The 20,729-nt window shown below is 38.8% G+C and carries 19 protein-coding genes and 1 riboswitch; of the genes, 14 read left to right on the top strand and 5 right to left on the bottom strand.

Annotation, left to right across the window (positions count from 1 at the left end):
• Positions 1-80: 80 nt before the first annotated feature.
• The 8 genes from ACH6EI_RS20500 (at position 81) to ACH6EI_RS20465 (ending at position 8,648) form a co-directional block, all read left to right on the top strand.
• A complete protein-coding gene (locus ACH6EI_RS20500; RefSeq protein WP_014461498.1) occupies positions 81-1,280 on the top strand; it encodes an MFS transporter in 1,200 nt (399 codons plus the stop codon).
• A 56-nt stretch (positions 1,281-1,336) separates the two neighbouring features.
• Positions 1,337-2,293, top strand: a complete 957-nt coding sequence (locus ACH6EI_RS20495; protein ID WP_028412299.1) for an LLM class oxidoreductase — start codon at positions 1,337-1,339, stop codon at positions 2,291-2,293.
• Positions 2,294-2,555: 262 nt separating this feature from the next.
• A complete protein-coding gene (locus tag ACH6EI_RS20490; RefSeq protein WP_033578095.1) occupies positions 2,556-3,482 on the top strand; it encodes an ACP S-malonyltransferase in 927 nt (308 codons plus the stop codon).
• A gap of 37 nt (positions 3,483-3,519) precedes the next feature.
• Positions 3,520-5,172, top strand: a complete 1,653-nt coding sequence (gene mdcA / locus ACH6EI_RS20485) for a malonate decarboxylase subunit alpha (protein ID WP_098113878.1) — start codon at positions 3,520-3,522, stop codon at positions 5,170-5,172.
• Between the two features lie 5 nt (positions 5,173-5,177).
• Positions 5,178-6,035: a triphosphoribosyl-dephospho-CoA synthase gene (locus tag ACH6EI_RS20480; RefSeq protein ID WP_028412296.1), complete on the top strand. Its 858-nt coding sequence runs from the start codon at positions 5,178-5,180 to the stop codon at positions 6,033-6,035.
• Positions 6,036-6,062: 27 nt separating this feature from the next.
• A complete protein-coding gene (locus ACH6EI_RS20475; protein WP_028412295.1) occupies positions 6,063-6,365 on the top strand; it encodes a malonate decarboxylase subunit delta in 303 nt (100 codons plus the stop codon).
• Positions 6,352-8,052: a biotin-independent malonate decarboxylase subunit beta gene (gene mdcD / locus ACH6EI_RS20470; RefSeq protein WP_098113879.1), complete on the top strand. Its 1,701-nt coding sequence runs from the start codon at positions 6,352-6,354 to the stop codon at positions 8,050-8,052. Before ACH6EI_RS20475 ends, mdcD begins: the two co-directional genes overlap by 14 nt.
• On the top strand, positions 8,040-8,648 hold the full coding sequence (locus ACH6EI_RS20465; protein WP_028412293.1) for a malonate decarboxylase holo-ACP synthase: 609 nt from the start codon (positions 8,040-8,042) through the stop codon (positions 8,646-8,648). The genes mdcD and ACH6EI_RS20465 overlap by 13 nt, the downstream gene beginning before the upstream one ends.
• Before the next feature lie 39 nt (positions 8,649-8,687).
• Here the strand turns inward: ACH6EI_RS20465 and ACH6EI_RS20460 are convergent, their stop codons facing one another.
• Both ACH6EI_RS20460 and ACH6EI_RS20455 read right to left on the bottom strand, forming a co-directional pair.
• A complete protein-coding gene (locus ACH6EI_RS20460) occupies positions 8,688-9,626 on the bottom strand; it encodes a response regulator (protein WP_108674393.1) in 939 nt (312 codons plus the stop codon).
• A gap of 4 nt (positions 9,627-9,630) precedes the next feature.
• Positions 9,631-10,881 (bottom strand): ATP-binding protein, encoded by a 1,251-nt coding sequence (locus ACH6EI_RS20455; protein ID WP_394530710.1) that lies wholly within the window; start codon positions 10,879-10,881, stop codon positions 9,631-9,633.
• Positions 10,882-11,147: 266 nt separating this feature from the next.
• Here ACH6EI_RS20455 and ACH6EI_RS20450 point away from each other — a divergent pair, with 266 nt between their 5' ends.
• Both ACH6EI_RS20450 and ACH6EI_RS20445 read left to right on the top strand, forming a co-directional pair.
• Complete coding sequence (locus ACH6EI_RS20450) at positions 11,148-12,137, top strand: glutaminase (protein WP_014461490.1); 990 nt, start codon at positions 11,148-11,150, stop codon at positions 12,135-12,137.
• A gap of 103 nt (positions 12,138-12,240) precedes the next feature.
• Positions 12,241-13,671 (top strand): alanine/glycine:cation symporter family protein, encoded by a 1,431-nt coding sequence (locus tag ACH6EI_RS20445; protein ID WP_014461489.1) that lies wholly within the window; start codon positions 12,241-12,243, stop codon positions 13,669-13,671.
• Positions 13,672-13,701: 30 nt separating this feature from the next.
• On the opposite strand, the gene ACH6EI_RS20440 is transcribed toward ACH6EI_RS20445, so the two are convergent.
• From ACH6EI_RS20440 to ACH6EI_RS20430, 3 genes are all read right to left on the bottom strand, one after another.
• Complete coding sequence (locus ACH6EI_RS20440) at positions 13,702-15,201, bottom strand: sodium:solute symporter family protein (RefSeq protein WP_014461488.1); 1,500 nt, start codon at positions 15,199-15,201, stop codon at positions 13,702-13,704.
• Positions 15,201-15,404, bottom strand: coding sequence for a DUF3311 domain-containing protein (locus ACH6EI_RS20435; protein WP_013055514.1), 204 nt, complete (start codon positions 15,402-15,404; stop codon positions 15,201-15,203). The genes ACH6EI_RS20440 and ACH6EI_RS20435 overlap by 1 nt, the downstream gene beginning before the upstream one ends.
• A gap of 377 nt (positions 15,405-15,781) precedes the next feature.
• The gene (locus ACH6EI_RS20430; RefSeq protein WP_014461487.1) at positions 15,782-16,381 is read right to left on the bottom strand and encodes a cupin domain-containing protein; all 600 of its coding nucleotides are present in this window, start codon (positions 16,379-16,381) and stop codon (positions 15,782-15,784) included.
• Between the two features lie 385 nt (positions 16,382-16,766).
• A riboswitch (ZMP/ZTP riboswitch) is annotated at positions 16,767-16,845 on the top strand.
• A gap of 56 nt (positions 16,846-16,901) precedes the next feature.
• Here ACH6EI_RS20430 and ACH6EI_RS20425 point away from each other — a divergent pair.
• The 4 genes from ACH6EI_RS20425 (at position 16,902) to ACH6EI_RS20410 (ending at position 20,669) form a co-directional block, all read left to right on the top strand.
• Entirely contained in the window at positions 16,902-18,497 is a 1,596-nt protein-coding gene (locus ACH6EI_RS20425) for a glutamate/serine transporter AimA (RefSeq protein ID WP_108674395.1), read from the top strand.
• A 182-nt stretch (positions 18,498-18,679) separates the two neighbouring features.
• On the top strand, positions 18,680-19,726 hold the full coding sequence (locus ACH6EI_RS20420; RefSeq protein ID WP_226313317.1) for a DUF5105 domain-containing protein: 1,047 nt from the start codon (positions 18,680-18,682) through the stop codon (positions 19,724-19,726).
• 151 nt (positions 19,727-19,877) lie between these two features.
• Positions 19,878-20,387, top strand: a complete 510-nt coding sequence (locus tag ACH6EI_RS20415) for an acyl-CoA thioesterase (RefSeq protein ID WP_014461483.1) — start codon at positions 19,878-19,880, stop codon at positions 20,385-20,387.
• Between the two features lie 129 nt (positions 20,388-20,516).
• The gene (locus tag ACH6EI_RS20410) at positions 20,517-20,669 is read left to right on the top strand and encodes a hypothetical protein (protein WP_181170519.1); all 153 of its coding nucleotides are present in this window, start codon (positions 20,517-20,519) and stop codon (positions 20,667-20,669) included.
• Positions 20,670-20,729 lie beyond the last annotated feature (60 nt).

Here is a 20,729-nt window from a genome sequence, read left to right as displayed (position 1 = left end):
ATATGAAGGGTACCTAAGCTAATCAGCTGTAAGAGAAGCTATTATAAAAAGTTATTATAACGAACAGGAGGCGTTAAGAAGTGAATACACTTTCACAAACACAACAAAGTAAAAAAAGCGGTGCTTTGCCGCTATTAGCGCTAGCTATTAGCGCCTTTGGAATCGGGACAACAGAGTTTGTTCCAGTAGGTTTATTATCATCGCTTGCAGATGATTTAAATATTTCCATTACACTAGCAGGGTTATTAATTTCAGGGTACGCAATGGGAGTTGCATTTGGAGCGCCCGTATTAACAGCATTAACAAGTAAAATGAGCAGAAAATCATTGCTGATGCTATTAATGGTTATTTTTATCGTAGGAAACTCAGTAGCAGCTTTATCAACAAGCTTTGGGCTGCTGCTTATAGCACGAATTATTACTGCATTTTCACACGGGATTTTCTTTTCTATCGGTGCGACTATCGCTGCTGATTTGGTGCCGGAAGATAAGCGGGCAAGTGCCATTGCTTTAATGTTTACAGGTTTGACAGTTGCAACTGTTACAGGTGTTCCACTTGGTACATTTATCGGACAAGCTTTCGGCTGGAGAGCAACATTTTGGGGAGTAGCGTTACTTGGCGTTATTGCCATTATTGCCAGTGCTCTTTTAGTGCCTAAAAACTTAAAAGAAGCGCCGCCGGCAAAGTTTAGTGATCAATTAAAAATTTTGAAAAACGGGCCGCTTTTACTATCGTTTGCTATTACTGCTTTAGGTTATGGCGGAACGTTTGTAGCTTATACGTATTTAGCACCTATTCTTGAAAAATTAACAGGATACGCACCAAGCGCAGTTAGTATCTTGCTATTAGTATACGGCGTAGCAGTAGCCATCGGAAATACGATTGGAGGAAAAGCTGCGAATAAAAATCCGTTAAAAGCATTATTTTGGATGTTTTTAATTCAAGCCGTTATCTTAGTTATTTTATCGTTTACTGCATCGTTTAAAGTAGCGGGAACAATTACGATTTTTGCCATGGGCTTATTGGCATTTATGAACGTACCTGGACTGCAAGTGCTGGTCGTGAACTTAGCTGAAAAGTATGTTCCTTCAGCAGTAAACGTAGCCTCTGCGCTGAATATTGCTGCATTTAACGTTGGAATTGCTATTGGTTCTTTTGTAGGCGGCCTGATTGTTGATTCCATTGGTCTTGTTCATACTCCTTGGATTGGAGGAGTGATGGTTTTAGGAGCGGTCTTATTAACCGCATGGAGCCGCTCAATAGAAGCAAAAGCAAAATAAAACAGAGATCATCGCCTTTTGCGATGATCTCTTAGCTATAAAAGGAGAGGAAGCAAATGACTACATTTCAACATCATAAGGCGTATCGTCGTATGTACAAGGAGAATGAGTTAACGTTAGGTTTGCATATGCCGCTTGAAAATTATCAGTATGCCACGCCTACGATGGAGAAACAAGTAGAGCTCACGCAGCTTGCAGAACAATATGGATTTACAAGCTTATGGTTCCGTGATGTCCTTCTTCAAGATCCATCATTTGGCGATCCAGCCACGGGTCAAATTTATGATATGCTTATTTATTTGACTTACCTTGCCAGTCAAACAAAAGAAATTGCTCTCAGTACATCTGCTATTGTGCTACCTTTACGCCATCCGCTTCGTGTAGCTAAAGAAATGGCAACCATTGATCAGCTTTTTCCTGAGCGTTTGATTATGGGCGTATCCTCTGGAGACCGTCAAGCAGATTTTCGAGGGTTAGGTATTCCTCATGAAGAAAGAGGAAAGCGATTTGCAGAGGCTTTTCATTATTTAGAAGAAGCGTTAAATAAAGAATTTCCATCTATCCAGTCTGCTTTGGGGTCCATTCAAGGAGCAAATGTTGTTCCTAAGCCAACGAAACGTATTCCAACGATGATCACGGGATACAGCCAGCAAAATATGGAGTGGTTTGCACAGCATGGAGACGGCTGGATGTATTATCCTCGTCATCCGCATTTTCAAGCAGAAGCCATTAAACAGTGGAGAGAACTGGTTGATATCTATCATCCAGGCGTTTTTAAACCTTTTACACAACCTATGCATCTAGATTTGGCAGAAGATCCAAATGAAATGCCAACGCCAATTCGTTTAGGATTTCGAGCAGGGCGTAATACATTAATTGAGCTTCTTTCTATTTATAAAGAAATAGGAGTTAACCATCTCTTTTTTGCTCTTTTTGATAGTAAGCGTCCGGCTGAAGAAGTCATACATGAGCTTGGTGAAGAAGTGCTTCCGCATTTCCCGTCTCATATGTAGCAAACAAAAAGAGGCTGAGACAAAAGCAGTTTACTTAAAGGAAAATCCGAACGATGAATCGTTCGGATTTTTTCATTTATCCAATTCGCTCATCTTTAGATTCCAGATTCCATTGATTTCGTTATGTCTAACTCTTTTTTTATATAGATTTCAAGTTATAGGATATATAAGAAATATGTATTAGAGTTATTGATTCTATGTTCTTTATAATAAAAGTATCCATTATCTCCTTGGGTGATATAAAGTCGAAAGGAGAAACACGATGAGTGTTGCATTTCTATTTCCAGGACAAGGTGCACAATATGCTGGTATGCTTCATGATATAAAAAATAAATGGGGATTAACGACTACGTTTGAAGAAGCAAGTGAGGCTTTAAATCAAGACGTATTATCGTTAGATTCGTCAGAAAAATTAAAATATAATAAAAATGTTCAGATATGTCTTTTTATTGCAGGAGTGGCTACGGCTAGATCGTTTAAAAATAAAGGTTACTCGCCAGACGTGGTAGGAGGGCATTCAATAGGGGCGTTTGGAGCAGCAGTTATATCTGAAGTGTTATCTTTTAAAGAAGCTCTTTTTCTTGTGGGAAAAAGAGGGGAACTGATGGGAAATGCCTATCCTGATGGTTATGGTATGGGGGTTGTAATGGGACTGCGCGAACATCAGCTTCTCTCTATTGTACATGAAATATCCACCGATGCAGCTCCTGTTTACGTAGCGAATCTAAATGCTCCTGATCAAATAACGCTTTCTGGCACTTTAAAAGCAATTGAGGAAGTTCTTGAAAAAGCATCTAAAAAAGGGGCTAGGAAAACCAAAATGCTTCATGTAACGGTGCCTTCTCACTGTCCTCTTATGGAAGGAGTTTCGAGCGAATTACGAAAAATAATAACGGAAGTGAAAGGAAAAGACCCGATCGTTCCTTTTATAGGTAATTGTAAAGCTCGGAAATTATGGAAAGCTGCTGATATTAAGGAAGATCTGGCAGCGAGTGTTGCCCTGCCCGTCCGTTGGCATGATATGACGGAAGTTATGTATGAAATGGGTACAAGATTATATATTGAAATGGCTCCAGGAAGAGTACTAACGGATTTGACTGCTAAGAGCTTTCCGGAAGCAAGGGCTATTTCTGCAGCCGAATCTACTATGAAATCTGTGTTAATTTTAATGGAGAAAGAAAAAATGTAAGCGCATTAATTTAGGAGTAGAAGAAAGGAGCTAGAACATGAGTGGAATAAAAAAAACTTCAAAATCATGGACAACCCGCCGAGATCAAAAAGCAGCTCGCCTTGCGAAAATAGACCAACTTCTTAAAGGAAAGTTATTGGATAATGAACACATTATTGAAGCGTTAGAATTGCTTATATCACCTGGAGATAAAGTAGTGCTTGAAGGAGACAATCAAAAGCAAGCATCTTTTTTATCAAAGGCGCTGAATGAAGTAAGCGCTGATAAAATAAACGGTCTTCATATGATTATGTCTAGTATTTCACGCCCGGAACATCTCGACATATTTGAGAAAGGAATTGCTGAAAAAATTGATTTTTCGTACGCCGGTGCTCAAAGTCTTCGCGTATCTCAAATGATTGAAGATGGCACGTTGAAAATGGGAGAAATTCATACATATCTAGAGCTTTACGGACGCCTTTTCATTGATTTAATTCCCAATATTGCATTAGTGGCTGCCGATAAAGCGGATGCACAAGGTAACTTATATACAGGAGCAAATACGGAAGAAACGCCGACGATTATCGAAGCAACAGCGTTTAAGGACGGAATTGTCATTGTGCAGGTAAATGAACTTGTTGAAGAACTTCCGCGAGTTGATATTCCGGCTTCTTGGATTGATTGTATCGTCGTGGCCAATCAGCCTTATCAATTGGAAGCTTTATTTACCCGAGATCCTCGTCATATTACAGAGCTCCAAATTCTAATGGCTATGATGACGATTCGAGGTATCTATGAGCGCCACAGCGTACAATCATTAAATCATGGCATTGGCTTTAATACAGCTGCAATTGAGCTTTTGCTGCCTACCTATGGAGAAAAGTTAGGGCTGAAAGGTAAAATATGCAAGAACTGGGCTCTGAACCCTCACCCTACGTTAATTCCGGCTATTGAAAGCGGATGGATTGAGAGCGTACACTGCTTTGGCGGAGAAGTAGGAATGGAACAATACACAGCAGCTCGTCCAGATGTATTTTTTACAGGACGCGACGGCAGCCTGCGCTCAAACCGTGCGATGTGTCAAGTCGCTGGTCAATATGCGGTAGATGCTTTCGTGGGATCAACTTTGCAAATAGATGGAGAAGGAAATTCTTCTACCGTCACATCTGGACGTTTATCAGGGTTTGGCGGAGCGCCTAACATGGGGCATGATCCTAGAGGCCGACGGCATTCTACGTCTGCTTGGTTGGATATGATGAACGATAAGCATGAATTAGCAAGAGGCAGAAAGCTAGTTGTACAAATGGTTGAAACCTTTCAATCAGGAAATGAGCCTGTTTTCGTTGAGTCTTTGGATGCGGTAAATGTAGCTAAACAAGCAAACTTAGCTACTGCTCCTGTCATGATTTACGGGGATGATGTGACACATGTCGTGACTGAAGAAGGAATTGCTTATTTATATAAAGCACAAAGCTTGGAAGAAAGAAAAGCAGCGCTTGAAGCAGTAGCGGGGGTAACGCCTATAGGGTTACGGCACAACCAAAATAAAGTGGAAAGAATGCGCAGAGATGGCTTAGTGGCTTTTCCGAAAGATTTACAGATTCGCCGTACGGAAGCAAAGCGTTCGCTGTTAGCGGCGAAAAGTGTAGAAGATTTAGTAGAATGGTCAGATGGTTTATATAATCCGCCTGCTAAATTTAGGAGCTGGTAAAAAATATGCGTATTCAAGAAGAGCCAAAAACAACTGTGTTTTCTTCATGCCTGATAGCTAAAATGGCAGTTACCGCTTTGGTTGATGAAGCGGTACTTACACCTAAGCCGGGGCTTGTAGATGCAGCAACAACTGGATCTCATCAAGATATGAATATTGAGACGCTGCTAGCCTCTGCTTATGCTTTACAACCGACCTTCTCACAGATTGCATTATATAGTCAAGGAAAGCAGCCGAGTCAGATGCTAAGGGAAGAAATTGCTCGAATTGGACGCGAAGGTGAACAAATTATGTACGCGGCTACGGATGGTGTCAATACACACAAGGGAGCTATTTGGGCATTAGGTCTACTTGCTTCTGCAACAGCGGTTTGCGGTATTCAAGCATCACCTGCATCCATCACAGAAGCTGCAGGAAAAATTGCTCGTTATGCAGATCGCTTTTGTACTCTGCATTCATCTAATGGACTTCGTGTGAAAAAAAAGTATGGCGCAAAAGGAGCGGCTGGAGAGGCGAAGCAAGGATTTCCTCACGTGATTCATATAGGCTTGCCTGCTTTACATAAGGCTCGCAAGCTAGGCATACATGAAACATCAGCGCGGATTGATACTTTAGTAACACTAATCGCCAATCTTGATGATACGTGTATTTTGCATCGTGCTGGTCCAGTTGTATTAGAGGAGGTTAAAATGGCGGCATCCAATGTGTTAGAAGTTGGAGGGGTATCTACATCAATAGGAAAACAGCGGCTGGAAGCGTTAGATCATATTTTTCTATCATCTAACGCTTCTCCAGGTGGAAGTGCAGATTTGCTGGCTGCTGTATTATTTTTAGATCGAATATCTCTTTTTAAAGAATCATAAACGTCTGCAGGGAGGAGTGAGTGGCTAATGGAAACGTTAGTGTTTAAATACAAAGCCGATCGAAAGTTAACTCAGCGCGCACATGTAGGCGTTGTTGGTTCAGGGGATTTAGAAATCTTAATGGTTCCTTCTGATGAAGAACATGCTCACGTATCAGTACGAACAGGAAGTGAAGGGTTTAGTGAAACCTGGAAAGCCGTATTAGATCGGTTTTTTAGTGCTCATATGATTCAAGCGAAAATTGTAATTAATGATTTCGGTGCTACGCCCGGTGTAGTCGCTTTGCGTCTTGCACAAGCTTTGGAGGTGAGTGAAAATGGGAGTGAATAATCAAAGCTTTATTGAGTTAAATGGAAGAGAACGAGCCCAGGCAATCTTAGATCAAGGTACATTTCGTGAGCTGCTCGGCCCTTTTGACGGGATCGAGTCGCCTCATTTACCTAAGCAAAATATTGTTCCTCAAAGCGATGATGGTGTCATCATAGCAAGTGGGCTAATAGCAGGGGAGCCAGCAGTTGTCATTTCAATAGAAGGAGGATTTCAAGGGGGAGGCATTGGTGAAGTATCGGGAGCTAAAATTGCAGGAGCTTTAGAATTAGCTCTTAATAATCACAAAAAAGGTGTTCCTGTTAGACCTGTTTTTCTATTCGATACAGGAGGGGTAAGGCTGCAAGAAGCGAATTATGGACTTTTGTCGATATCTGAAATTGGCTCAGCGGTAGTTGCTCTGCGTGAGCATACACCTGTTGTCGGAGTTATTTCAGGAAATGTAGGCTGCTTTGGAGGAATGTCTATCACTGCTTCACTCTTTAGTTATCTCATTATGACAAAAGAAGCAAGGTTTGGTCTTAACGGCCCGGAAGTGATCGAACAAGAAGCGGGGGTTGAAGAGTTTGATGCAAGAGACCGAAGCTTAATCTGGAAAACGATTGGCGGTATTCAACGCTATGAAACGGGGTTTGCAGATACATTAGCACAGGATGATGTTACTGCTATTCAACGAGCGGTTCAAGAGACGTTTCAAAAAAAAGAAAAAGTAGCTAGTAAAACAGAACAAGTAGATTTTTATAGGCATTTGCTTAGCAAGGTTGATCCTTCAGAAAAAATGGCTCCTTATCAATTTCAAGAATTGTATAAAGCAACAAAAAATGAACATATCCCTTCAGCAGTCTCTTACTCGTTGAACGAAGTTCCAGGTAGCATGCCTAACAGCCGCGGTCGCGTGTGGATTAACGCTTTAATAAATGATGAGGAAGCAGATTTTGAAATTCCTTCCGTTCTTTATAAAGACGCACTGCTAGGAAGAGAAAAGGTCCGATATATATCGGTTGTACCTAATCCTTATAATCGTTTCTTACGTGCACGAAAAGGGGAAGTAGGACTAGATGAAGGATGGGCAATTGCTAAGCACGTTCGTGAAGTAATAAAAGAAGATCGAAATCAATCTCCGCGCCCTATAATTGCCATTGTGGACGTACCGAGTCAAGCGTATGGCTATCATGAAGAACTTCTAGGTATTCACTATGCTTGCGGTGCTGCAGCTGATGCTTATGCAGCAGCGCGCTTAGCAGGTCATCCGGTTATTACGTTAATTGTCGGAAAAGCAATTTCAGGAGCATTTTTGGCTCATGGATACCAATCGAATCGAATTTTGGCTTTAAAAGACGAAGGAGTAAATGTTCACGCCATGTCCAAACAGTCGGCAGCGCGCATTACTAAAAGAAGTATAAAAGAACTTGAGGAAGCTTCAAAGAAAGTCCCGTCCATGGCTTATGATATTAAATCATTTGCTTCACTTGGCGCTTTATATGAGCTGGTTAGCGGTATTCAAGCAGAGCAGCCCACAGAGCGCGACGTTCAAATGATTCAAGATATTTTAATTGGAGCAGTAGAAGATGTTCGCTGTGAAGGTGTATACGATTTAAGCAGCCGGCTGCACAGTGAGCAAGCAAGAAAGGAAGGGCGAAAAGCTTCTTTATGGGTAAGAGGTGAGTTGGAAAAACAATGGAATATATAGCTCATGATTTGCTTCAGTTAAAAGAGGAAGCAAAGCTTATCAGTTATACACCTATCCCCGAGTGGGTGGAATATTCATTAGCCAAGGCTCCATTTGTAGTGGTAAGGCGTGCTGTTCACCGAGATAAACTGATACCTATTGGAGTAAGAGGAGAACGAAGGAATCAGCGTTTTGGTGCTTTTTTATCTGAGGAGGCCATTAAACAAACAATTAGGCCGGAAAATCTCGTTTCATTTTTTCAAAACGCCCAGTCTAGAAACATGCCAGCTATACGCGCTTTGGAAGAGGTGGCTATTATTTTTGAAAAATTTGCGTGGGGACCAACCGGCAGTGTAGGGTTCGAGCTTGCAAGCGGTGAAGAAGTTGTCACGACAACCAGTGATTTAGATGTACTTATTCGCCTTTCTTCTTATTTGTCGGTGAAACAAGCGGAAATGATAGTCAGTAAGCTAAAGAGATGCCCAGTTTCTGTAGATGTACAGGTAGAAACAGAAAAAGGAGCCTTTTCTCTAGCGGAATACGCAAAAGGCGAAGAGACGCTGCTTCTGCGTACTGTATATGGTCCTGCCTTAGTAAAACTGAATCAATTAGCATAAAAGACGGATGAGGGATTTGCACCTTTTCCGTCTTTTCTGTCAATACCAGCTTTTTTCTTGGCTTAACAAACGCTTGGCTTCAAGAAAAAATATTTGAATAAACTTTTTGGTGTTAATGCGAATCGGCAAAATTTTAGAATCTCCCTGCAGTTCTTTCATTTTTTTACGAACGGCTGTAAAGTCAAAAAACTTAGAAGCATAATTTTCAAACTTTGGATTTGAAAAATCTGTTAATCCAATAGAAGCAAAGTGATTCAGTGAGTGAGTAACTGCTCGTCTTATTCGCTGTTCACAAGCCTTGGTTTCACGATTAATTTCAATAGAAGACGCGTGAGCTCCCAATTTTTTCTCAGCAACATTCACAAAAATATTTTTTAGAGAAGGGAAATGTTTTTCCACACTTTCTCTTTGGTCATAAGTGTACAGAAACTGTAAAATATCCAGTAAATCTTTTGCACCATTTTCTCCTACAATACCTAACTCGGCTAATAAGAATTTTCCTACATCGTATAGATGGACTTGTTTCGTTATCGGCTGGCTTGAAGGGGGAGCGTGATGAGCTGTCGCTAAACTGTTCAAGGAGGTTTTAATATCATCGATTGATTTCTCAAGGGAGATTCGTTCCATTACTTTTCGAATAACCGTTAAAATTTCAATTCGATTAATTGGTTTTGTAATATAGTATTCAATTCCTAATGAATAGGCTTCTCCTATCAATTCTTTGGACTCTACCTGTGAAATCATAATCATTTTTCCGTTAAATGAATCTTTTAAATGACGGATCGTTTCGATCCCATCCCGTCCTGGCATAAGTAAATCGATAAATAAAATATCAATTTGTTTTAAATTTAACATAGAAGCATCTAAAAAGCTTCCGTCGACGACTTCTTCTACAACTTCTCCTAAATCCTCATCTTCAATCAGCTGACTGAGCGTTGAACGAATAGCTGAATCGTCATCTGTAATACAAAATCGCATAAACTCATCCTTTCTGAATTAGATTATGAAGGGGGATTTGAATGATAAACGTCATTCCGCTGTCTTCTTGTGTAGCTTTAATCGTACCTTCAAGCTCTTGAACAATATCTTTTACATAAGAAAGGCCAATGCCAGTAGAGGGGTTTCCAAATTGATCGTATTTTGAGGTGAAACCAGGTTCAAAAATAGCTTTTTCGTACTTCAAAGGCACGCCAGGACCGTTGTCTTGTACATGGAATTCTACATGTTCAGCTTGTCTATGTACCGATAAAACAATCCTTCCTTCATCTTTAATCGCTTCCACTGCGTTTGCTACCAAGTTATTAATGATCGATAAAATGGTATAAACGTGGTAGCTGAAATGTTCCCCGTTTACAGAGGAAAAAAAGGTAATTTGTTTGTGAAGGGAATCGGCATATTTTTTGTTAATGCGTACGATCAGCTCGATTAATTCCTCTGCTTTCATATAATTTTGGAAACTTTCATTTGAAATTGTTTTAGATAAGCCCGCAAAAATACGCTGGTTGTCTTTTTTTACTTCGTGAATATCTCCGGCAATCCGAAGCGCTTTTTTACTGAGCGTTTGGTTTAGCACAGAATGATCTTTTTCTTGCTGATTTAATACACGGTATAAATCGTACGAGGCTTTTGTAATCACTTCTGTATTATGAAGGGTCTTTTTTAAATGAACGGTTTCTTCATAAAGGCTTGTAATAAGCATTAGCATGTGCTCATTTTGTTTGCGAATTTGACGTTCTCGCGACTGTGATTCATAAATTGTCATCATATTAAAAAAGCTAAGTACAATAAAGCTGTGAGCAAAAGCAATAACGGCCATGTCGGATAATGAATCGATATGAATGGTTGTGTGCAAAACGATATACTGCGCAGTTAGTTCGACTATATCAGCAGCTATTTCAATGATGAGTCCAATTAATCCAATCACAATAGCACTATAGTTCATGCGGCTTACTTTAAAAATAAAAAATAAAAGTGCATACGTAAAGTAAAAGAAAAACGTAGGGTAATGCGTATGTGCAGAAGCCGCAAATTGAAAATGATCGAGCGTGATATAATCGAGCATGATGCGAAAGAGAACGACGCTTAAAGCGGTTAACAAGCCGCCAGATAAAACGGTTTTCCGTTTTAAAAGCAATAGGAAAAAGAAAAATGTTGGAGCTCCAAATGTAATTCGAAATGTTTCATTTAACGGATAAAATTTTAGCTCTCCCGCCAGCGGAACAGTAATGAGCATGAGCAATAAAATGTACGGATCTTTTTGAATGAAAGATTTAAAATTCAGATAATTACACCTCCTGAAGTGATTCGTGAATTAGTATACATTGTGACAGCGTCCAGCACAATGGAGAAGAGTGCCAAAGATAAAAATATAATTCCAAAAAGTTTTGTAGGTTTTTGTATGCTCTCGTAGGTTGCATTGTACATTAAAAACGAAAATGAAATCCCGCTTTATGAAAGCGCTTTAAAATAAAAAGTTAATGAAGTGATGAGGTGATTTTAATGAAAAGAGAAATTGAACAGGAAATGTCTTACTTACAGCTCACTGCAAAAGACCGGTTACAGGAGTGGGTGCAACAAATAAAAGAATTTTCGTCAGAAGGAAAAACGGCTGATTACATTCCAGCACTGAAAGGTATGGACTCGTCTCAATTAGGTATTTGTTTGATTGGTGCTGACGGAACGGTTATCCAGTCTGGCGATTATGAAGCGGTATTTACTCTTCAAAGTATTTCTAAAGTCATTAGCTTTATAGCAGCCTGCTTATGCTGCGGCATTCCTTATGTACTAGAGAGAGTGGATGTAGAGCCAACTGGAGATGCATTTAATTCTATTATAAGACTGGAAATGCATAAACCAGGAAAGCCGTTCAATCCTATGATTAACGCCGGTGCTTTAACGGTTTCATCTCTTTTATCTGGGGAGACGGCAAAAGAAAAATTAAGCTATTTGTTTGATGTGATAACAATGCTTACCGGGAAAACACCGCTCATTAATGAAACCGTCTTTGAATCAGAATGGCAAACGTCTCATCGAAATCGTGCGCTTGCCTACTATTTAAAAGAAACAAACTACTTACAAGGAGAAGTAGAAGAAGTGCTAGAGGTTTACTTAAAGCAGTGCTCAATTGAAGTAACGACTGAAGATATTGCGCTGATCGGATTAATTCTGTCATTAGACGGATATCATCCAGTGTTTCACAAACAAGTCATTCCAAAAGAAGTAGCTAAATTAACAAAAGCGCTCATGCTTACATGCGGTATGTATAATGCCTCCGGAAAGTTTGCGGCATTTGTTGGTATGCCAGCTAAAAGCGGTGTATCAGGAGGAATCATGTCATTGGTGCCACCTAATACGAAAAAGCAGTCTCCATTTCCTGACGGATGCGGTATCGGAATTTACAGTCCAGCTATTGATGAGTACGGGAATAGCGTAAAAGGCGTTATGCTGCTAAAAAAAATCGCAAAAGAATGGGATTTGAGTATTTTTTAGCCTATTTACGTACTCTTCATTCGCTTCAATAATATAAACACCAAGAGAAAAAACTTTCATGTTTTGCATTTGTTCTACCAAATTTTTTAATGAGGTGATAGGCATGCAACAAGCAATCGAAAGTATGATTAGCGTCATCAATGATTTTTTTTGGTCGAATTTATTAATTATTTTACTTGTATCAATTGGTATTTATTTTACGATTCGCTCTCGTTTTTTGCAGTTTCGCATGTTGAAAGAAATGGTACTTGTTTTGAAAGAAGGACGAGCGGCTAAAGGTGGGGGAGTCTCTCCGTTTCAAGCTTTTTGCATAAGCATGGCAGCTCGGGTAGGGACGGGAAATATTACCGGTATAGCGATTGCTATTGCTCTTGGTGGACCGGGTGCTGTATTTTGGATGTGGATTATTGCTATTATCGGTTCAGTATCAAGTTTTGTAGAAAGTACACTCGCTCAAATCTATAAAGTAAAAGGGTCAAACGGATTTCGAGGAGGACCCGCTTACTATATGGAAAAAGGGTTAAATAAAAGATGGATGGGCGGTCTATTTGCTGTACTCATTACACTATCATTTGGCCTGGTGTTTAACGCTGTGCAGTCTAATACGATTACGCTGGCATTTGAGAACTCTTTCGGAACGAGCCGCTTGTTGATTGGGATTATTATGACAGTTATATTTGCGGTAATTATTTTTGGCGGGATCAAACGCATCGCCAAGATATCGGAATACATCGTTGTCGTATTAGCCGTTTTATACATTGGAATGGCTCTGTTCATTATCTTTAAAAATATTGATCAAATGCCTGCCGTTCTATCTCTAATTGTGAAAAATGCATTTGGATTTGAACAGGCGCTTGGGGGATCAATTGGTGCAACGTTAATCAACGGAGTAAAGCGCGGACTGTTTTCCAATGAAGCAGGGATGGGAAGTGCTCCCAACGCGGCGGCAACTGCAGTGACGAGTCACCCAGTTAAACAAGGTCTTATCCAAGCATTTGGTGTCTTGACGGACACACTCGTGATTTGTACAAGCACAGCATTTATCGTTCTCTTATCCCCCGCCTATAAGCAGGGACTAAGCGGCATTGAATTAACCCAAGCTTCTCTTAGTACACATATCGGTTCTTGGGCATCAGGGTTTTTAGCTATCATGGTATTTCTATTTGCTTTTAGTACGTTAATTGGCAATTATTATTATGGAGAAACGAATATTGAATTTTTAAATTCAAATAAGATGTGGCTTTGGTCTTATCGTGTAGGTGTTTTAGCGATGGTTATTTTTGGGTCGGTCGCTCAGCTTCAGCTTGTATGGAATTTGGCAGACTTATTTATGGGGATGATGGTAGTGGTGAACTTAATTGCTATTTTTCTATTATCGAAAGTGGCGTTTTCTGCCTTGCATGACTATAATCAGCAGAAAAAGGAAGGGAAAAATCCAGTCTTTTATAAAGATGCGTTAGAAAACAATCAAAATATTGAATGTTGGGAAAGAGAATCGACTTCATCCCCTTCTGAAAAAGAGAATATTATCTAAAAAAAGTTCAGCCAGTCGGCTGAACTTTTTTTATGCGTTTTTCTTTAATTCAGTTTGCGTAGTGCCTTTAGAAAATAATGTTTCTTTCACGCCATTTGTTGCTGCTTTCGTTTTTGCCGAAAAGATTGGATTTAAAATAACAACTACGAGTAGGTTAGATAATAATCCCCAGAACCCTTCATAAAGACCAAATGAATTTCCTGTGGCATGGACGGTAAACGTTACAACCAGCCCTACTACTAATCCAGCAATCGTACTTTCTTTCGATTGATTTCTCCAAAACAGGCTGATAACGATAGCCGGGAAGATTTGTACCATACCGGATACCCCTAGTAACTGTAGGGAAACAAGTGCTTGAGGGAATAATAAACCGAATAAAAGTGCCAGTCCAATAACAACGAAAACCATAGAACGAGTAACCATTGTTAATGTTTTACCCTGTACATTTGGATTAATTAAATCTCTGAATATATTATTTGCAAATAAGTTAGACGCTCCGATAGCCATGATAGAACATGGAATTAATGAAGCAAGAGCAATCGTTGCATAAGCTAACCCTTGGCCAATGCCGCCATATGAATATTGAATTAAGGTTAATAATGCTAATCTAGGATCCGTTGTATCTTGAGGTAATACTTGATAAGCAATAAATCCTAAGAAGATGACTAGAATTAAAACAATATTGTAAAGCGGTAAGAAAATAGCATTTTTACGAAGCGAATCTGCACTTTTAGCAGTGAAAACACCTGTAGCAGCGTGGGCCCACATGAATAAAGCTAAAGCAGATACGAGTGATGCTGTAATAAACCATGGAATGCCTTTAGGTCCTTGTGTTGGGACCGTTAATAGCTGAGGCGCATCCTTTGCAACATTGTCGATCATGTTGCCCCAGCTTCCAAAATGCATAATTGGCAGAGAAACAACCATAAATAACATAATCGCCCATACTAAAATATCTTTAATAATTGCCGTATATGTGGGACCTTTAATTCCGCTGAAAAAGGTATAAAGAGCCACAAGAAAGAATGAAAGAATAACGACAGCTTTTACGTTAATGTAGCCAGTTCCTGCAACGCGAAGAGTATCTTGAATACCGCTAAGCTGAAGATCAATATATGGAATAAGCATCAATACACCTACTATGGCAATTAAAGAGGAGAGAAATTTACTGCTAAAACGTTCTCTGGCATAATCAGCAAGCGTAGTAAGTTTGTGCTTTTTAGCAACAGTCCAAAGCTTTGGAAGAAAAAAGTATGAAATTAAAAAGGCTAAAACAGAGTAAGGGATGGCAAAAAATGCGATGCTTCCTCCCTGATAAGCTGTACTCGTAAGACCTAGGAATGTATAAGCAGTATATAAATCTGCTCCTACTAAAAGCCAGACAAGCAGGCTTCCAAAACGTCTTCCACCTACAGCCCACTCTTCAACTGAGCTTCTAGATGATTTGTCACGTCCCGCTATAAAGCCAATTGCGATAACGACAAGAACAATTGCTGATGTGATTAAAAGTGCTGTTAAATTTCCTTGCATTATTCAATGTCCCCCCAAGATTTTTGTAAACGATAAATAATAAATGTACAAACAGGCGTTAAGAAGACCCATAAAAATAACCATAAATGCAAAAGAGGTAATCCAAAAATAATTGGATGAATGTTATTTACAAAAGGTAAAAAAGCGAATTGAGCAATAAATGGAATGATGAATAAAATAAAAATTATGAATTTTCTGTTCAATTTTACTCCTCCTACTAAAAATTTATCTAACAATGTTCACTATGATAGCAAGTCTGACATGGTAAAGCAATAAGTTTTTTGAAAATTTCGTTATAATCCATGGAAATTTTTTTAGAAAAACAAAAAAGAGCTTATAATGAGAGTATATTTGAAATGATTATGAAAGAAAAAAAGGGGAGGAATCTAAGCGAAGTTGCTCTTGAAGCAAAAAGAAAATGGAAAAGAAGAAATTTAGTTTTGACCGAGAAATTTTTGTTATTTCGATGAGATAAAGTATATTGCTATTGCATCATAAGAAAAGAATTTGTATGTTCCAATAGAGATTCATGGGAAGAATAAAACAGAGCAAATAAAAAAACTAGACAATAAGTGCTTGTCTAGTTCCACCACTCTGTCAATGGTCCTTTGTCGCCATAAACAGGATCTGTTGTAGGAATAGGTACTTGGGCAATTTCATCAAATACGTGAGGGCGATCAGTTTGTTTTCCTGTTCGTAAATTGTAATCCATGCCCTCAGGATAAGCTCCAACCACTTTAAAATCAGCAGTTGACTGCAGACGCATGTGCCCTGTGCCTGCAGGAAGTACGAGCACATCGCCAGCATGCACCACGATATTTTCCCCCATATGTCCACCTAGTTTTAAACGTGCAGATCCGCTAATTACACCTAGTGCTTCATGAGAATTGCTGTGGTAATGGTGGAAATCATATATGCCGCCTACCCAGCTGTTTTTCCAGTTGTGAGAATTAAAAATGCTCTCCACTTTCTCTTTCTTACTAATAAATACGTGTTCATACAACAAAACTGGGAGACGAGGGTGATTTGGAATGGTTCCGTCGTCATCAAAATAAAGAACTTTTACATTTGCATAATTCATAAGCATCCCTCTAACAATCTTTTTTCGTAATTTTCCCTGTTTTTTGCTTGTGTAAACAGAGAAGTTTGCTCGAAGTACTTCATTCGTTGCGAAGTGCATGATATGTAGGTTTTAACGTTTTCCCAAAAGCAGTGTCCCACTTCAAGCGTAGCTAAGTGGTGGGCAGTTCACTTTAGTATCTTTTCTTCATATTGTATATAAGTAAAGGGTCTAGTGCAAGAATTCTATGGATATATAGCTGTTAATTCTTATTTTGTAAATGAATAATATATATTAATATAATTTGTAGAAGGTAATTTGCTCGTGGAGTAAAAAAATTAAATGATAGAGAAAGTTAGGATTTTAGTTCTTTTTGTAATTTAAAAGAGGTTTTCAGAAGGATTATTCGAAATTTTACGAATAATTTATTATTTTTAGAAAAGCAATGTAAATATTTTTGTGTATTGAGTAATAGTAATGAATATTATATACTGATAAAAAATATATTCCTATATGTGACTGGCGCAACATGGATGACCATGGGGGAGCATATAGCGTATAAGCCGCGCGCCTGGGCAAACACTTGAGAAAATTTCGCAAGTGTTTTTTTTATTTTCCTAGGGAAGAGGAGTAGATTTGGATGAGCAATATGCAAAGGAAGATGGGAACATTTGCTTTAACCATGACAGGCATAGGTTCGATTATTGGTTCGGGATGGCTGTTTGGAGCATGGAAAGCAGCTCAAATTGCGGGACCCGCGGCTATTTTTTCATGGGTTATTGGAATGGTGGTTATTTTGACCATTGCTCTATCATATGCTGAACTGGGCGCCATGTTTCCACAAGCAGGGGGGATGGTTAAATATCCTCAGTATTCACACGGATCATTTATTGGGTTTTTGGCTGCTTGGGCTAACTGGATTTCAATCGCTTCAACGATAACAGTGGAGGCTATTGCATCTGTGCAATATATGAGTACTTGGCCGTGGAAATGGGCTCGCTGGACTCATGAATTAGTAGATAATGGCATTTTAACGCCCAAGGGCTTGGCAGTTGCGTCTTTGTTATTATTCGTTTACTTTTTTGTGAATTATTGGACGGTAAATCTTTTTGCTAAAGCAAACTCATTTATTACGATTGTTAAATTGATTATTCCTGGTTTAACGGCAGGGGCTTTATTTTTTGCTGGTTTTCATAGTGGAAACTTTTCAAGTGAGCATGGGGTTGCTCCTTATGGGTGGGCCAGTGTTTTAACGGCAGTTGCAACATCAGGTATTGTGTTTGCATTTAACGGGTTTCAAAGTCCTGTAAATATGGCAGGAGAAGCAAAATCACCTAATAAATCAATTCCGGTAGCTGTAATTGGTTCAATTTTTATTGCTGGAATTGTATACATTATATTGCAAATTGTTTTTATCGGAGCAGTAAGTCCGTCATCAATTGCTGATGGATGGAATCATTTGAATTTTAATTCTCCTTTTGCTGATTTAGCGATTGCACTTGGAATTAACTGGCTAACAATTGTGTTATACGCAGATGCATTTGTTTCCCCTTCCGGCACAGGTGCTACATATACGGCAACTACTTCTAGAATGTTATACGGGATGCAGAAAAATGGATATTTGCCAAAGATATTTGGTACTCTTCATCCACTTTACAATGTTCCGCGCCCAGCTATGTGGCTAAATTTAGCAGCTTGCTTTTTGTTTCTCTTTTTATTTAGAGGATGGGGTGTCTTAGCAGAAGTGATCTCAGTAGCGACGCTTATCTCTTATATTATGGGCCCTGTAGCGCTTATAACATTAAGAAAAACGGCTTCACACTTTTACCGTCCATTTTATTTAAAAGGGGCATCAGTTATTGCGCCATGCGGCTTCGTTTTTGCTTCTTTGACGCTTTACTGGGCAAGGTGGCCGCTTACAGGTGAAGTGATCTTTATTATGGCAATTGGCCTGCCCATTTATTTTTATTACCAAGCGAAAAATAAATGGGTAGGCTTTAAAAAAGAATTTTTAACCGGGGCTTGGATGATTATCTATTTAGCGTGCATGATTTTTATTTCCTACATAGGAAGCGAAAAATTCGGAGGCAAAAATATTTTGCCTTTCGGATGGGATATGGTAGTGATTGCTTGTGTATCATTAGCTTTTTATTACTGGGGAATTAAAAGTGGCAAATCTAACCGATATATGAAAGAAGCTGAACAAATCAATCAAGAAAATTTTCAATCTAAATAAAAAACACGAGCTGATGCTCGTGTTTTTTTTATTTAGATGAGAGGAGAATTTAGACTTAGTTTTTATCAAAATATTGTAAAAAATATAGATTTTAAGGTTTAAGTATTTATATAGAGGGAACCTTTATTTGGGATAAAGTTCTAAAAAAACAAAATAAAGGGGATTAGGCAGCTGTGAAAAAAATGAATGTTTTGGCTTTGGCTTTTGTACTTATGCTAGTATTAGCGGCTTGCAACAGTTCTAAGGAAACGGGAGGATCCACTTCGGCTAAAAATAAGACGATTGAAGCATCCATTGACAGCGCTTCTTATATTTTAGTAGATAGTGATGAAGGAGCTACAAGTGAAGAAAAAGGGCTGTTGAAAGTTGATTTGAAAGTGAAAAATGTATCCAAAAACAGTATATCCTTATCAGATTATGACGGTGTGTATTTATACGAAGGAGATGAACAATTGTCCCCAAAAACGGGAGTGAACAGTCGTGAGCTCGGACTAGAAAACAGTACATCTGACAAGATTGGCGCTGGAAAGCAAAAAAATTTAACGTTTGTCTTTGAAGTCAAAAAAGATAAAAAGTACAAAATTGGGCTTCAGCCAACATCATCTGATTATGATGAAAAAATTGACGAAGTGACATTAACACTGGATACGAAAAAATACGCGAAAAGCTATAATAAGCTGCAAGACCCAGAAAAAGCTCTGCAAGCTTATACAGAAGTCCTTTACTTAAACAAAGAAAACGTAGACTATGATAAATATGTAACAGCAGACAAAACAGCTGTCATAGAAGAACAGAAAAAAGCGTTTAATGAGGAATTAAAAGGTGCTTTTTCTAACAGTTTAACCGACAACGCAAAAAAAGATTTTTTTAACATGTATAAAGATGTTTTAAAAGAAAAAGCAAGCGTGAAAACAAATGTGATTGCGAATGCAAATAATAAAGCCGTAGTAGAAGTGGAGTACACTACTCTTAATTTATCAGACTTATATTCATACGTATCGCAGCTTAAGAGAGCATATACAGATGAAACGAAAGATTACGATACAGAACACTCTGAAGAGTTTGCGGCTTCTAAATTCAAAGATATTGTAAATGAGTTAGAAACGAAAGACGGAAGTCGTCCCCTACGAATTTTTATGGTGAAAGAAGATGGGAAATGGACTGTAAAGTCAAGTGACCTATACAGTGATTCTTTAGGTAAAACGTTTGGATCAAGCTATATTCGATAGACAAAAAAGAGAAGAATTTTTCTTCTCTTTTTTGTTTTCTGTAAATAAATCAACGAGTTTTTTGTAAAGCTAAATTTATCAAAATATGCTAGTATAGGTTCATTCATTCTTTTATTCTTATTATGATAGGCATCAATGGAGGTTCTTACTAATGAAAGCAAATTATTGTAAAGATACAAAGGCCGTTCGAACGAGCCGCATTTTTCCTAATGATATTAATAATCACAATACGTTATTTGGCGGAAAGTTAATGAGTGATATTGATATGATTGCGTCTATTTCAGCTTATCGTCACAGTCGTACAGAGTGTGTGACAGCTTCAGCAGACTCTATTCATTTTCTGCACCCTATTACGCCTCAGGATTCTGTATGTTTGGAGTCATACGTATCATGGACAGGTCGTTCATCCATGGAAGTATTTGTGAAAGTGATTAAAGAAAATTTAAAAACCGGGGAGCGTCAAATTGCAGCCACATCATTTTTAACTTTTGTGGCAATGGATGATGATGGAAAGCCCCGAACAGTACCGGAGCTTATTCCAGAAACAGAAGAAGAAAAATACCTGTTTCAAACGGGGGCAGATCGCGCTGCCACGCGTAAACAAGTGCGTAAAAAAAGCAATGAACTAGCCTCGGTATTGGATTTAGGACAACCTTGGTAGGATAAAAGAGAGGCTGAAAAGTGTTTTAGCTCAAGTGAAAAACGAACCATTGATCAAGATGCTTGATTAGTGGTTCGTTTTTTTTGTTGTGTTAAACGTAGCTTTCGTGTGTGTAGGTACTTCTAGCAGTTGATTGGAGGGCAAGGCGAAGACTCCCGCGGAAAGCGAAGTCTTGCACGGAAACCAACTGCGGTGTCACAAGCGGTTCAGCCTATGTATCCCATTTGTTCGTCTTTAGATTGGATTCATTTCGTTATGTCTCGACCTCTTTTTTATATTTGATGAATCTTTCCTCCTAACCGAGAGGAGGAAATAAAATTATATGAAATTTATTTTCGTTCA

The organism is Priestia sp. JSM ZJ58, from assembly GCF_044383985.1.
Lineage (GTDB): Bacteria > Bacillota > Bacilli > Bacillales > Bacillaceae_H > Priestia > Priestia zanthoxyli.
The sequence above is the reverse complement of the archived record's forward strand: the minus strand, read 5'-3'. Positions and strand labels throughout refer to the sequence as shown.